Here is a 14,585-nt window from a genome sequence, read left to right as displayed (position 1 = left end):
CGTGGCGGTCGAGGCTGAAACAACAATAAGAGCCCCCACGAGGGGCAGGAGAGCCGTAATGACCGATCTAGCACAGCCCCAGTCGTTCGAACGGGGGCGCTCCAGCAGCCGCGAAGAGCGCAAGGTGATCTTCGCTTCCTCGCTCGGCACCGTGTTCGAGTGGTACGACTTCTTCCTCTACGGATCGCTGGCAGCGGTCATCAGCAAGCAGTTCTTCGCCGGCGTCAACGACACCACCGCCTTCATCTTCGCTCTGCTGGCCTTCGCCGCCGGCTTCCTGGTGCGGCCCTTCGGCGCCCTGGTGTTCGGCCGCCTGGGCGACATGATCGGGCGCAAGTACACCTTCCTCGCCACCATCCTGCTGATGGGCCTGTCGACCTTCTGCGTCGGCCTGCTGCCGTCCTACGCCAGCATCGGCGTGGCCGCGCCGATCATCCTCATCGCCCTGCGCCTGCTGCAGGGCCTGGCCCTGGGCGGCGAATACGGCGGCGCGGCCATCTACGTCGCCGAGCACGCCCCGGCCAACAAGCGCGGCGCCTACACCAGCTGGATCCAGTGCACCGCCACCGCCGGCCTGCTGCTGTCGCTGCTGGTGATCTGGGGCTGCCGCCAGGCCACAGGCGAAGCCTTCGAGGCCTGGGGCTGGCGCCTGCCGTTCCTGATTTCCATCGTGCTGCTGGGCATTTCCACCTGGATCCGCCTGTCCATGCAGGAGTCGCCAGCGTTCCTGAAAATGAAGGCCGAGGGCAAGATCAGCAAGTCGCCGCTCAAGGAGTCCTTTACCCGCTGGAGCAACCTGAAGATCGTGCTGATCGCCCTGTTCAGCATCAACGCCGGCCAGGCGGTGACCTTCTACGCCGCGCAGTTCTACGTGATGTTCTTCCTCACCCAGGTGCTCAAGGTCGACCCGGGGCTGTCCAACGTGCTGCTGATCATCTCCCTGGTGATAGGCGCGCCGCTGTTCGTGCTGGCCGGCTGGGTGTCCGACAAGGTCGGGCGCAAGCCGGTGCTGGTGGTCGGCCTGCTGCTGGCGACGGTGTTCTACTTCCCGCTGTTCAAGGCCCTGACCCACTACGCCAACCCGCAGATCGACCAGGCCTCGCGCCAGGCACCGGTGGTGGTGATGGCCGACCCGGCCACCTGCACCTTCCAGTTCGACCCGGTGGGCAAGGCCAAATTCGACAGCCCCTGCGACAAGGCCAAGACCCTGCTGGTGAAAGGCGGCGTGCCCTACAGCACCCAGGCCGCGCCGGCCGGCAGCGAGCTGGTGGTGAGCGTGGGCGAGAAGCGCATCGAAGGCTTCGACGCCGCCGCCCTGGGCGCCGCGGTGAAGGAAGCCGGCTACCCGACCCAGGCCGACGCCTCGCTGGTGAACCGGCCGATGGTGATCGCCATCATCGTGGCGCTGATCTTCATCGCCACCTGCTGCTACGGCCCGCTGGCGGCGCTGATGGTCGAACTGTTCCCGACGCGCATCCGCTACACCTCGCTGTCGCTGCCGTACCACATCGGCAACGGCTGGTTCGGCGGCCTGCTGCCGACCATCTCCTTCGCCCTGGTGGTGTACACCGGCAACATCTTCTACGGCCTCTGGTATCCGGTGCTGATCACCGGCGTGAGCCTGGTGTGCTCGCTGCTGTTCCTGCGCGAGACGCGGCACAACGACATCCATGCCGATTGAGCATGGCGCCGCCGGGGGCTCTTCGTAGGAGCGAGCTTGCTCGCGAATGGTATTTACCGGCGGCAGCCGTGTGCCAGGTTGACTCCGCCCCTCTCCCAGAAGGGAGAGTGGGCTGTCCGGTGCGCTCGGGAAGTTCGGCGTCAACCTGTAGGAGCGGACTCCTTCCGCGAATCGCGCGCAGGGCGCGCTCACCCGTCCGTGCCACCGGGGCGTCCGGCGTGGTCGGCGAATCCAATCGCGGACGGAGTCCGCTCCTACGCCCGTGCTTTTCTGAACCGTAGGCGTAACTGTCTTGCAGGCCGCGCCGGGGTGCTCTTCGTAGGATGGGTTGAGCTTGCGAAACCCATGCGGTGGCGGTGATGGGTATCGCTTCGCTCAACACCATCCTACGACGGAACTCCTCCCGTGGGTGGGCGTGTTCAGAACAACGCCATCTGCCGATCGACCAGCCGTGCGAAGTCGTCGCCGACGAAGGGCAGGATGGCGTCGGCCACCGGTTGCAGCTGGCGTGTCAGGTAGTGCTCGTAGTCGATGGCCGCGCGGCGGTTCTCCAGGGGCTCGGGGCCGGCGGTGGTGATCAGGTAGCTGATCCAGCCGCCGTGCTGGTATTGCCGTGGGCGGCCCTGGCTCTGGTTGTAGTCGTCGGCGGCGCGGGCCGCGCGCACGTGGGGCGGGACGTTGCGTTCGTAGTCGTCCAGGCGCCGGCGCAGGCGCTTGCGGTAGACCAGCAGGTCGTCCAGCTCGCCGGCCAGGGTGCGGCGCACGTAGTCGCGCACGTAGTCCTGGTAGGGCAGGCGGCGGAAGATGCGTTCGTACAGCTCCTGCTGGAAGCGCTGGGCCAGCGGCGACCAGTCGGTGCGCACCGTTTCCAGGCCCTTGAAGACCATTTCCTCGCTGCCGTCGGCGCGCCGCACCAGGCCGGCGTAGCGTTTCTTGCTGCCTTCCTCGGCGCCGCGCACCGTGGGCATCAGGAAGCGCTGGTAGTGGGTTTCGTACTGCAGCTCCAGGGCGCTTTCCAGGCCGTAGGTTTCGCGCAGGTGCTCCTTCCACCATTGGTTGATGCGTTGCACCAGGGCGCGGCCGATGCGCTCGGCGTCCGCCTCGGCGTGGGCGCCGCCGAGCCAGACGAAGGTGGAGTCGGTGTCGCCGTAGATCACCTGGTGGCCCTGCGCTTCGATCAGCTCGCGGGTGCGGCGCATGATCTGGTGCCCGCGCATGGTGATGGACGACGCCAGGCGCGGGTCGAAGAAGCGGCAGCCGCTGGAGCCGAGCACGCCGTAGAAGGCGTTCATGATGATCTTCAGCGCCTGGGACAGCGGCTTGTTGCCCTCGCGCTTGGCCGCCTCGCGGCCCTGCCACACGCGCTCGACGATGGCCGGCAGGCAGTGCCGGCTGCGCGAGAAGCGGGCGCCGCGGAAGCCTTCCACCGAGTGTTCGTCATCCGGCTGGCGCAGGCCTTCCACCAGGCCCACCGGGTCGATCAGGAAGCTGCGGATGATCGACGGGTACAGGCTCTTGTAGTCCAGCACCAGCACCGATTCATACAGCCCCGGGCGCGAGTCCATGACGAAGCCGCCGGGGCTGGCCTCCGGCGGCTTGCCGCCGAGGTTGGGGGCGACGAAGCCGAGTCGGTGCATGGCCGGCAGGTACAGGTGGGTGAAGGCCGCCACCGAGCCGCCGCTGCGGTCGGCGGGCAGGCCGGTGACGCTGGCGCGTTCGAGCAGGAAGTGCAGCAGCTCGGTCTTGGCGAAGATGCGCGTGACCAGCTCGCAGTCCTTGAGGTTGTAGTGGGCCAGGGCCGGCTTGTCCTCGGCGAACTTGCGGTCGATCTCGGCCATGCGGTCGTAGGGGTTGTCGATCGCCTTGCCTTCGCCCAGCAGCGTCTGCGCCACGCTTTCCAGGCTGAAGGAGGGGAAGCTCCAGGTCGCCGAACGCAGCGCCTCGATGCCGTCGATGATCAGCCGCCCGGCGGCCGCGGCGAAGTAGTGGTTGCTGCCGCTGCCGTGCTGGCGCCAGCCCATTTCGTCACCGTCGCGGCCCAGGCGCAGGGGGATCTTCAGGCGCTGGGCGTGTTCGCGCAGCACGCGCAGGTCGAACTGCACCAGGTTCCAGCCGATGATGGCGTCGGGGTCGTGCTCGGCCAGCCACTGGTTGAGGCTTTCCAGCAGTTCGCCGTGGCTGTCGCGGTAGGCCAGGTCGAAGTCCAGCCAGCTGGCATCGCCGTTGGCTGGGCCGAGCATGTACACCTGGCGCTGGCCGCAGCCTTCCAGGGCGATGGAATAGAGGTTGCCGTGGATGTCGGTCTCGATGTCCAGGGACACCAGCTTCAGCCGTGGCCGATAGTCCGGCGCCGGCTTCAGCACGGCTTCGCACAGCACGCCCTCGGCATCGGCCTCGCCATCGAAGCTCACCGGGGCGGTGATGAAGCGCTCCATCAGGTAGCGCTCCGGCGGGCGGATGTCGGCTTCCAGCACTTCGACGCCGGCCGCGCGCAGGCGCTTGTCCAGGTCCATCAGTTGGCGGTGCTGGCGGCAGTACAGGCCCAGCACCGGGCGTTGCTCGAAGTCGCGCAGCTGCAGCGGGCGCAGCTCCACGCCGGTTTCGCCCTGCAGCAGGCGCTGCGCCGCCTCGCGCTGGGCGGCGGGGAGGAAGGCCACCGAGGTCTGCGGCGGCAGGCGCACCCGGCGCGGGCCGGCGTCGGTGGCCAGCCAGAACTCCACCTCGGTGCCGGCGGGCGTGTCGCGCCAGTGCCGGGTGAGGACGAAGCCGTGTTGTGCTGCCACCGGTAACCCCTGGGAAGAATCTTTCAGACGCTCATTCTACCCGGGGCGCCGGACGCGCGCCCGGCCGCCTCTGGACGAAAGGCCTAAGGTTGGCGGCGGTAGCGGCCGATAAGTGGGGGTCATTCCACCCGCCGGTACCCTATTCGTCATGCCTCACTCTTCCTTCTCCCTGGAAAACCACTACCGCAAGGCCGACCGCATCATGTTCGGCGTGCTCTGGCTGATGTTCGCCTACTCGCTCGCCCTGGCCGCCTGGCACGATACCTGGGGGCAGGCCCTGCTGATCGGCGGCGGCACGCTGGCGGCCATGCACGGCCTGTACCCGCTGATCGGCGGCCGGCGCCTGATGCGCTGCTGCATGGGCATCGCCTTCATGGCCTTCGCCGCCCTGCAGATCAACCAGAGCGGCGGGATCATCGAGATGCACTTCGGCATCTTCGTGCTGCTGGCGATCCTGGTGTTCTACCGTGACTGGCTGCCCATCGTGGTCGCCGCCAGCTTCATCGCCGTCCACCACCTGGCCTTCTTCGCCCTGCAGCAGGGCGGCAGCGGGCTGTGGGTGGCGCCCCAGGGCACCTGGCCGATCATCTTCCTGCACGCTTTCTACGTGGTGCTGGAAAGCTCGATCCTGGTCTACCTGGCCATCCAGTCCCACGCCGAGGCCCGCGGCGCCATGGGCCTGCTGGCCTCGGTGAGCCGCCTGACCGAAAGCGACGTGGTCGACCTCAGCTACCGCAGCCCGGTGTCCGGCGCCATGAACTCGCGCCTCAACCGCTTCCTCGCTCGGCTGGACGAACTGGTCGCCGTGGTCCTGCGCGATGCCCTGGGGCTGAACGAACTGGCCCAGCAGCTGGCCAGCACCACCCAGACGCTGCGCGACGGCGCCCGGCGCCAACTGGGCGAGACCGCGCACATGTCCGGCGCCATGCGCCAGATGGGCAGCACCATCGAGGGCGTGGCGGCCAATGCCGGCGAGGCCGCGCAGACCGCCCTGCGCATCAACCAGGAGGCGCGCGACGGCAGCGAGCTGATGCGCGAGAGCCTGGAGGAGATCGGCCGCCTCGCCAGCCAGATCGACGACAGCGACCGCCAGGTCCAGGACCTGGACGCCCAGGCCCAGCAGATCGGCCGGGTGGTGGAAGTCATCCGCGGCATCGCCGAACAGACCAACCTGCTGGCGCTCAACGCCGCCATCGAGGCCGCGCGGGCCGGCGAGCAGGGCCGCGGCTTCGCCGTGGTGGCCGACGAGGTGCGCAACCTGGCGCAGAAGACCGCGCTGTCCACCCGCGAGATCCAGGAAGTGATCGGCCGCCTGCAAAGTGGCAGCCGCGCCGCGGCCCAGGCCATGTCGAGCAGCCGGGAGAACGTCGAGCAATGCGTGTCGCGCAGCCGGCGCACCAGCGAACTGCTCCTGCGCATGACCGAGGGCATCGCCAGCATCAGCCAGATGAACCAGCTCATCGCTACGGCCACCCAGGAGCAGAGTTCCGTCAGCGAGGAGGTCATCCTCCACCTACAGGACGTGCAGGGCGTGGCCGAGCACAACGACAGCGATGCCCAGGCCCTGGAGCGCGAGGGCTCGCGCCTGCAGGAACTGAGCGGGCGCCTGCAGCGCCTGACCGAGCGCTTCCAGGTCACCCGCTGAGGTGCTACGGGCGGTTCTCTTTTGCGCCGATCCTGTCCAGAATGGCCGCCCCTTTTCCCAGCCCCGACGCCATGAACGCACAAGCCCTCGACGTACTCCTGCAACAGCTGCTGGCCGCCCTGGAGGCGCCGCCCGCCGAGGTTCGCCGCCTGTTCCACGGCCGCGGCCGGCGCTGGCCGGGGCTGGAGCACGTGACCGCGGACTGGCTGCAGGGCGTGCTGCTGGTGTCGCTGTTCCGCGAGCCGGGCGAAGATGAACTGGCGGCGCTGGAGCGCCTGCTGCTGGGCCTTTGCGAGTCGCCGCAATGGCGCGCCAGCGGCGCCGAGGCCTTGCTGCTGCAGCACCGCTACCGCCCGGACAGCGCCATGCAGGCCCTGTTCGGCGAGGTGCCGGAGGAGCGCGTGGTCGGCGAGAATGGCCTGCGCTACCTGTTGGACCTGGGGCGCAAGCAGAACAACGGGCTGTTCCTCGACATGCGCCTGGGCCGCCAGTGGGTGCAGGCCCGGGCCGCCGGGCAGCGGGTGCTCAACCTGTTCGCCTACACCTGCGGCTTCTCGGTGGCGGCCATCGCCGGCGGCGCCGAGCACGTGGTCAATCTGGACATGGCGCGCGCCGCGCTCAGCCGCGGGCGCGACAACCACCGGCTGAATGGCCACGACCTGTCGCGGGTGGAGTTTCTCGGCCACGAGCTGTTCAAGTCCTGGGGCAAGGTGAAGAAGTCCGGGCCCTACGACCTGGTGATCATCGACCCGCCGTCGTTCCAGAAGGGCAGCTTCGCCCTCGGCAAGGACTACCCGCGCATCCTGCGCCGCCTGCCCGAGCTGCTGGCGCCCGGCGGCCGGGTGCTGGCCTGCGTCAACGATCCGTCCGTGAGCCCGGCCTTCCTTATCCAGGGCATGGCGGCCGAGGCGCCGGAGCTGGCCTTCGTCGAGCGCCTGGACAACCCGCCGGAGTTCGCCGACGTCGATGAGGATGCGGCGCTCAAGGCGCTGGTGTTCGCCTACCCGGGCTAAGCCCGCACCTGGATGTAACACCTGGCACACAATCTGCTCCGCATCGGCCATGGCACGGAAAACGCCGGTTTTCCGTCATCCCCTGGCCACGGAGCGAATCCCATGCGCTTTTCCTGCAACGGTTGCGGCAAGTGCTGCCATGACCACCACGTACCCCTGACCCTCGACGAATCCCGCGACTGGGTGGCCGACGGCGGCAGCCTGATCGTCCTGCTGGAAGCGGTGCTGGACGATGGCGCCGGGCTGCCGGAGGGGCAGCGCGAGCACGTGCTGCGCCGTTCGCTGCCGGTCCGCTGCGGCAGCACCCAGGCGCACCTGGCGATCACCTTCGCTGCCTTCAACCAGGGCGCCTGCCTCCACCTGGGCAGCGACATGCGCTGCGGCATCTACGAGCGGCGGCCGCTGGTGTGCCGCATCTATCCCATGGAGATCAACCCGCACATCCCGCTGCGCGCGGAGGCCAAGGACTGCCCGCCGCAGGTCTGGGACGAGGGCCCGGAGCTGATCGTCGGCGGACGCCTGGTGGACACCGAACTGGCGGCGCTGGTCGAGCGCTCGCGCCAGGCCGACCGCGAGGAGATCGCCGCCAAGGCGGCCATCTGCGAGCGCCTGGGCATCAGCGTCTCGGCGCTCAAGGGCGACGGCTTCACCGCCTACCTGCCGCAGCGCAAGGCCTTCCTGGCGGCCCTGGACGCGGTGCGCGCGCAGACGCCGGCCAGTTCCGCGGCGGACTGGCAGTTGCATGTCTCCAGCGACGACCTGGCCCGCCAACTGGAGGAAACCGGGGCGATGATCGCCGCCCTGCTGAGCGACGACTGCGCCTTCATTCCCCTGCGCGCGGCCTGATGGGGGAGGGGATGGTCGGGTAGTAGTCCTTCGGAATAATGACGCCGAAAATTCGCCGGTGCGGATAATATATGCGGCATTTTCCGCTAGAACTGAAAAGAAGGCTGACGCCAATCTGCCTTCGTCTGCAGGTTTTATCTGTCAGACAGCCGATCATCACCAGGGGAATACTGTGAAGAATTGGACGCTCCGCCGACGTATCCTGGCCAGCTTCGCGGTCGTGATCGCGATCATGTCGCTGATGGTGGTGGTTTCCTACATCGCCCTGCTCGCCGTCGAGCGCGACTCGCGCAGCGTCAGTACCGACGCCATGCCGGGCACCTATGCGCTGACCACGGTGCGTACCACCTGGACCGACACCATGCTGCGCACCCAGGCCCTGGTCGGCCTGGGCGACGGCAAGCCGCTGGACGCCGCCGGCCGCCAGGGCTTCCGCGAACTGCACGAGACCCTGCTGCAGCGCATCGCCACCTACGAGGCCACCGTGCACGCGTCGGCCGACCGCGAGCTGCTGGCCCGCTACAAGCAGCAGGCGCTGGACTTCCAGGCGCAACTGGAGCAACTGCTCGACCTCTACGACAAGGACCACCAGGCCGCCCGCCAGTCGCTGCTGCACGACCTGCTGCCGGCCTGGGAGAAGGGCCGGCAGACGCTCAACGAGCTGATCGCGCTGAACCGGCAGATCGCCGATGCGGCGGTCATCGCCATCGTCCACCAGGTGGAGCTGGCCGAGGCCGCCATGCTGGTCTCGCTGCTGCTGGCCATCGTCGCCGCCGGCGTCCTCGGCCTGCTGCTGATGCGCGCCATCACCGGCCCGGTGGAGAAGGTGGTGAAGACCCTCGAGACCGTGAGCGGCGGCGACCTCACCGCGCGGCTGGCGCTGGAGCGCAACGACGAGTTCGGGGTGATCGAGAGCGGCTTCAACGGCATGGCCGAGGAGCTCAAGGCCCTGGTGGCGCAGGCGCAGCGCTCGGCCATCCAGGTCACCACCTCGGTCACCGAGATCGCCGCCACTTCCAAGCAGCAGCAGGCCACCGCCACCGAGACCGCCGCCACCACCACCGAGATCGGCGCCACCTCGCGGGAGATCGCCGCCACCTCGCGCGACCTGGTGCGCACCATGACCGAGGTGTCCAGCGCCGCCGAGCAGACTTCCACCCTGGCCGGCTCCGGCCAGCTGGGCCTGGCCCGCATGGAAGAGACCATGCACCAGGTGATGGGCGCCGCCGAGCTGGTCAACGCCAAGCTGGCGATCCTCAACGAGCGCGCCGGCAACATCAACCAGGTGGTCACCACCATCGTCAAGGTCGCCGACCAGACCAACCTGCTCTCGCTCAACGCCGCCATCGAGGCGGAGAAGGCCGGCGAGTACGGCCGCGGCTTCGCCGTGGTGGCCACCGAGGTGCGTCGCCTGGCCGACCAGACCGCGGTGGCCACCTACGACATCGAGCAGATGGTCCGCGAGATCCAGTCGGCGGTGTCCGCCGGGGTGATGGGCATGGACAAGTTCTCCGAGGAAGTGCGCCGCGGCATCGCCGAGGTCGGCCAGGTCGGCGAGCAGCTGTCGCAGATCATCCACCAGGTGCAGGCCCTGGCGCCGCGGGTGCAGATGGTCAACGAAGGCATGCAGGCGCAGGCCACTGGCGCCGAGCAGATCAACCAGGCCCTGGTGCAGCTGGGCGAGGCCACCGGGCAGACCGTTGAGTCGCTGCGCCAGGCCGGTTTCGCCATCGACGAGCTGAACCTTGTGGCCAATGGACTGCGCAATGGCGTCTCGCGCTTCAAGGTCTGAGGCCGGCGGGCGGCTGTACCTGCAGTTCCGCCTGGGCGCCGACCGCTACGCGCTGGACGTGTACGAGATCGTCGAGGTCCTGCCGCTGCGGCGCTTCAAGCAGGTGCCCGAGGCGCCGGCCTGGGTGGCCGGGCTGTTCGTCCACCGCGGCGAACTGCTGCCGGTGCTCGACCTCAGCCAGATCGCCTGCGGCCGCCCGGCGCCGCGGCACACCAGCACGCGCCTGGTGCTGGTGGACTACCGCTTCGCCGGCAGCGGCCCGCAGCGGCGCCTGGGGCTGATCCTGGAACAGGCCAGCCAGACCCTGCGCCGCGACCCGGCGGCCTTCCGCGACTACGGCCTGGAGCCGGGCGAGGCGCGCTACCTGGGGCCGGTGCTGGAAGACGCCGAGGGCCTGCTGCAGCGCGTGCAGGTGGACGAACTGCTGCCCGAACACGTGCGCGAACTGCTCCTGGCCCAGGGTGAGCGGCCATGAGCGACGAGCGTTTCAGCCAATTGCTCAAGGCGCGCATCGGCCTGGACGCGGAGTCGGTGGGCGAGGCGGTCATCGCCCGCGCCGTGCGCCAGTGCGCCAACCGCAGCAGCGGCGGCGACCTGGAGGCCTACTGGCAGCGCCTGCAGGGCTCCGCCGAGGAACAGCAGGCGCTGATCGAGGCGGTGATAGTCCCGGAGACCTGGTTCTTCCGCTACCCCGAATCCTTCGCCGCCCTCGGCCGCCTGGCCCTGCGCCGGCAACTGGAACTGGCCGGCGCGCGGCCCCTGCGCCTGCTCAGCCTGCCCTGTTCCACCGGCGAGGAGCCGTACTCCATCGCCATGGCCCTGCTCGATGCGGGGCTGCCGGAGGCGGCCTTCCAGATCGACGCCCTGGACGTCAGCCCGGCCTCGCTGGAGCGCGCGGCTCACGGCGTGTACGGGCGCAACTCGTTCCGCGGCAGCGAACTGGGTTTCCGCGACCGCTACTTCCACGCCGAGGGCCCCGACTACCGCCTCGACGAGCGGGTGCGCCGCCGCGTGCGCCTGCGCCGCGGCAACCTGCTGGCGCCCGGCCTGCTGGCCGAGGAGGCGCCCTACGACTTCCTGTTCTGCCGCAACCTGCTGATCTATTTCGACCGCGACACCCAGGAACGCGCCGTGCAGGTGCTGCTGCGCCTGGTGCGTGAGGACGGCGCGCTGTTCATCGGCCCGGCCGAGGCCAGCCTGACGTCGCGCCCGGGGCTGCGCGCGCTGGGCGTGCCGCAGTCCTTCGCCTTCCTGCGCGTGGCGGCGCAGCCCGAGGTACCGGCGACCAGGCCGCGCTCCACCATGCAAACCACGCCGCCGCTCTCCGTGGCGCCGCGCCCGGCACCGCGCCGCGCGCCTCCGCCGCCACCCGCCAGGCCGGCGGTAGCGCCGCCGAGCGGTGCCGAACAGGGCCTGGCGGAAATCGCCCGGCTGGCCAACCTGGGCCAGACGGCCCAGGCCCGCGCCGCCTGCGAGGCCTACCTGGCCCAGCACGGCCCGGCGGCCCAGGCCTATTACTGGCTCGGCCTGCTGGCCGATGCCGAGGGCCGCAACGAACAGGCCCAGGGCTACTACCGCAAGGCGCTGTACCTGCAGCCCGACCACCAGGAAAGCCTGCTGCACCTGGCCGCCCTGCTGGCCGCCCGCGGCGACCGGGAAGGCGCGCGACGCCTGCAGGAGCGCGCCGCGCGAGGAGTGAAGCGCGATGCCTGAGCAGCGCTACCACCTGCACCCGGAGGCCGCCGAACAGGCGGTGGACGACTGCTGGAACCGCATCGGCATCCGCGGCGACAAGTCCTGCCCGCGGCTGGCCGAACACATCCACTGCCGCAACTGCCCGGTCCACGCCGCCGCCGCCGTGCGCCTGCTGGACCGCTACGCCCTGGGCGCCGAAGGCGAGCAGGCCGCCAGCGTCGAGGACGAGGCGCCGCCGGGCGACGCCTACCTGCTGTTCCGCCTCGGCGAGGAATGGCTGGCCCTGCGCACCCTGGCGCTGGCGGAGGTGGCGCCGAACTGCCCGGTGCATTCGCTGCCGCACCAGCGCTCGCCGGTCGTGCTGGGCGTGGCTAACGTGCACGGCGCGCTGGTCGCCTGCCTGTCGCTGGCCGAACTGCTCGGCCTGCCGCCTTCCGCCCCGCGCGAGGACGAGGGCCGCCGCCTGCCGCGCATGCTGGTGCTGGCCACCGACAGCGGGCCGGTCCTGGCGCCGGTGGACGAGGTGGATGGCATCCACCCGCTGGCGCCGGGCCAGGCGCGCGTCGCCGCGGCGGCCGGCAGCCGTTTCACCCACGACGTGCTGAAGTGGCGCGAGCGCAGCGTGCGCCTGCTCGACCACCAGGCCCTGCTTGCCGCCGCCGCCCGGAGCCTGGCATGACCCCCGAGCAGATGAAGGACGCCTCGCTGCTGGAACTCTTCCGCCTGGAGGCCGAGGCCCAGGCGCAGGCGCTCGGCCAGGGCCTGCTGGCGCTGGAGCGCGAACCGCGCCAGGCCGCGCAGCTGGAGGCCTGCATGCGCGCCGCGCATTCGCTCAAGGGCGCCGCGCGCATCGTCGGCCTGGACGAGGGCGTGCAGGTCGCCCACGTCATGGAGGAATGCCTGGTGGCCGCCCAGGATGGCCGCCTGCTGCTGGGCGCGGAGCACATAGACGCGCTGCTGGCCGGCACCGATATCCTGCTGCATATCGCCGACGTCCAGGCCGAGCGTGCTGCCCAGGCGCGCGCGGCGGTGCCCGGCCTGGTGCAGCGCCTGGAGACACTGCTGGGCGCGGAGCCTGCGCAGCCCGCCGCACCTGTCGCCGCCGAAGCGCCGCCGGCTGCGCCGCCAGAGCCACCGGCCGAAACCGCCGAGCCGGCGCCCGCCGCAGTCGAGAAAAAGGGCGAGGAGGGCACCGGCCGGGTGCTGCGCGTCACCGCCGAGCGCCTGAACCAGTTGCTCGACCTTTCCAGCAAGGCCCTGGTCGACTCCCAGCGCCTGCAACCGCAACTGGCCTCCATGCAGCGCCTCAAGCGCCTGCAGGCCACCGCCAGCCGCCTGCTCGACGGTGCCCGCGACGCCGCCGGCGCCTCCCTCGACCCGCAGGCCCAGGCCTTCCTCGCCGATGCCCGGCGTCTGGTCGGCGAGTGCCAGCAACTGCTGGGCGAGCAGATGGCCGAGCTGGACGAATTCGCCTGGACCACCTCGCAGCGCGCCCAGACCCTCTACGACAGCGCCCTGGCCTGCCGCATGCGGCCCTTCGCCGACGTGCTCGGCGGCCAGGCGCGCATGGTCCGCGACCTCGGCCGCGAGCTGGGCAAGTCGGTGCGCCTGGAGGTGGACGGGGTGTCCACCCAGGTCGACCGCGAGGTCCTGGAAAAACTCGAAGCGCCGCTGACGCACCTGCTGCGCAACGCCGTCGATCACGGCATCGAGGCGCCGGAGGTGCGGCGCCGGGCCGGCAAGCCGGAGCAGGGGCTGATCCGCCTGCTGGCGCGGCACCACGCCGGCATGCTGGTGCTCGACCTGCGCGACGACGGCGCCGGCGTCGACCTGCAGCGCCTGCGCAAAGGCATAGTGCGCCGTGGCCTGTCCACCGGGGAGACGGTCGCGCGGCTGTCCGAGGAGGAACTGCTGGCCTTCCTCTTCCTGCCCGGCTTCAGCCTGCGCGAGCAGGTCACCGAGGTCTCCGGCCGCGGCGTTGGCCTGGACGCCGTGCAGCACATGGTGCGCCAGCTGCGCGGCGGCATCCGCATGGAGCAGGTGCGCGGGCAGGGCAGCCACTTCCACATCGAGGTGCCGTTGACCCTCTCGGTGGTGCGCAGCCTGGTGGTGGCGATCGGCGGCGAGGCCTATGCCTTCCCCCTGGCGCACATCGAGCGCATGCGCAGCCTGGCGCCGCAAGACATCGTGCAGATCGAGGGCCGCCAGCAGTTCTGGCACGAGGGCCGGCACGTCGGCCTGGTGGCCGCGCACCAGTTGCTGCAGCGCCCGGAAGGCCGCGCGCCGGAGGGCGACATCCCGCTGGTGCTGATCCGCGAGCGCGACACCCTGTACGGCGTGGCGGTGGAGCGCTTCATCGGCGAACGCACCCTGGTGGTGATGCCGCTGGACGCGCGCCTGGGCAAGGTCCAGGACGTTTCCGCCGGCGCCGTGCTGGACGACGGCACGCCGGTGCTGATCCTCGACGTCGAGGACATGCTGCGTTCGGTGGACAAGCTGCTGGCCAGCGGCCGCCTGGAACGCATCGACGCCGGCAACCGCCAGGGCGCGGCGCTGCGCAAGCGCGTGCTGGTGGTGGACGACTCGCTCACCGTGCGCGAGCTGGAGCGCAAGCTGCTGGCCGGCCGCGGCTACGACGTGGCGGTGGCGGTGGACGGCATGGACGGCTGGAACGCCCTGCGTTCGGAGCGCTTCGACCTGGTCATCACGGATATCGACATGCCGCGCATGGACGGTATAGAACTGGTCGGGCTGATCCGCCGCGACGCCCGCCTGCAAGCCCTGCCGGTCATGGTCGTGTCCTACAAGGACCGCGAGGAGGACCGCCGCCGCGGGCTCGATGCCGGCGCCGACTACTACCTGGCCAAAGCCAGTTTCCACGACGAGGCCCTGCTGGACGCGGTGGTCGATCTGATCGGAGGTGCGTAGGGTCGGCTCCCGTTTCGGCGCGGCCGCGACGGAGCCGCATTTTGCGCAGAGCAAGGCGCGAGGAGAGAGGTTTGGTTATTCCAAATGAACGACGAGTAACGCGGCGCTGCGCAAAATGCGGCCCGTCCCTTCGGGTTGCGTGGCAAATCACGCCATGCGTCGTTGCGGGACTTGCCAAGGGAGCGACCATTGCCTGCGTCCC

At 70.1% G+C, this 14,585-nt stretch carries 10 protein-coding genes; 9 read left to right on the top strand and 1 reads right to left on the bottom strand.

Annotated features, from left to right (window positions below; genetic code table 11):
- Nucleotides 1–58 precede the first annotated feature (58 nt).
- Nucleotides 59–1,681 carry an MFS transporter gene (locus FG99_RS17110; protein WP_043271320.1) on the top strand — a complete coding sequence of 541 codons (1,623 nt, stop codon included), beginning with the start codon at nt 59–61 and terminating at the stop codon, nt 1,679–1,681.
- Between the two features lie 419 nt (nt 1,682–2,100).
- Here FG99_RS17110 and FG99_RS17105 read toward each other — a convergent pair whose 3' ends face one another.
- Nucleotides 2,101–4,464 carry a DNA polymerase II gene (locus tag FG99_RS17105; protein ID WP_043271318.1) on the bottom strand — a complete coding sequence of 788 codons (2,364 nt, stop codon included), beginning with the start codon at nt 4,462–4,464 and terminating at the stop codon, nt 2,101–2,103.
- A 148-nt stretch (nt 4,465–4,612) separates the two neighbouring features.
- On the opposite strand from FG99_RS17105, the gene FG99_RS17100 reads away from it, so the two are divergent.
- From FG99_RS17100 to FG99_RS17065, 8 genes are all read left to right on the top strand, one after another.
- The gene (locus FG99_RS17100; RefSeq protein ID WP_043271316.1) at nt 4,613–6,109 is read left to right on the top strand and encodes a methyl-accepting chemotaxis protein; all 1,497 of its coding nucleotides are present in this window, start codon (nt 4,613–4,615) and stop codon (nt 6,107–6,109) included.
- A 71-nt stretch (nt 6,110–6,180) separates the two neighbouring features.
- Nucleotides 6,181–7,122: a class I SAM-dependent methyltransferase gene (locus tag FG99_RS17095; protein WP_043271314.1), complete on the top strand. Its 942-nt coding sequence runs from the start codon at nt 6,181–6,183 to the stop codon at nt 7,120–7,122.
- A gap of 102 nt (nt 7,123–7,224) precedes the next feature.
- Nucleotides 7,225–7,968: a YkgJ family cysteine cluster protein gene (locus tag FG99_RS17090; RefSeq protein ID WP_043271312.1), complete on the top strand. Its 744-nt coding sequence runs from the start codon at nt 7,225–7,227 to the stop codon at nt 7,966–7,968.
- Between the two features lie 172 nt (nt 7,969–8,140).
- Complete coding sequence (locus FG99_RS17085) at nt 8,141–9,760, top strand: methyl-accepting chemotaxis protein (protein ID WP_043271310.1); 1,620 nt, start codon at nt 8,141–8,143, stop codon at nt 9,758–9,760.
- Nucleotides 9,735–10,235: a chemotaxis protein CheW gene (locus FG99_RS17080; RefSeq protein WP_043271308.1), complete on the top strand. Its 501-nt coding sequence runs from the start codon at nt 9,735–9,737 to the stop codon at nt 10,233–10,235. The genes FG99_RS17085 and FG99_RS17080 overlap by 26 nt, the downstream gene beginning before the upstream one ends.
- Nucleotides 10,232–11,473: a CheR family methyltransferase gene (locus FG99_RS17075; protein ID WP_043271307.1), complete on the top strand. Its 1,242-nt coding sequence runs from the start codon at nt 10,232–10,234 to the stop codon at nt 11,471–11,473. The genes FG99_RS17080 and FG99_RS17075 overlap by 4 nt, the downstream gene beginning before the upstream one ends.
- On the top strand, nt 11,466–12,134 hold the full coding sequence (locus FG99_RS17070) for a chemotaxis protein CheW (RefSeq protein WP_043271305.1): 669 nt from the start codon (nt 11,466–11,468) through the stop codon (nt 12,132–12,134). The genes FG99_RS17075 and FG99_RS17070 overlap by 8 nt, the downstream gene beginning before the upstream one ends.
- Complete coding sequence (locus FG99_RS17065) at nt 12,131–14,383, top strand: hybrid sensor histidine kinase/response regulator (RefSeq protein WP_043271303.1); 2,253 nt, start codon at nt 12,131–12,133, stop codon at nt 14,381–14,383. Before FG99_RS17070 ends, FG99_RS17065 begins: the two co-directional genes overlap by 4 nt.
- Nucleotides 14,384–14,585: the final 202 nt, after the last annotated feature.

Origin of the sequence: Pseudomonas sp. AAC (assembly GCF_000725445.1) — a bacterium.
GTDB classification, from domain to species: Bacteria; Pseudomonadota; Gammaproteobacteria; order Pseudomonadales; family Pseudomonadaceae; genus Pseudomonas; species Pseudomonas citronellolis.
The sequence above is the reverse complement of the archived record's forward strand: the minus strand, read 5'-3'. Positions and strand labels throughout refer to the sequence as shown.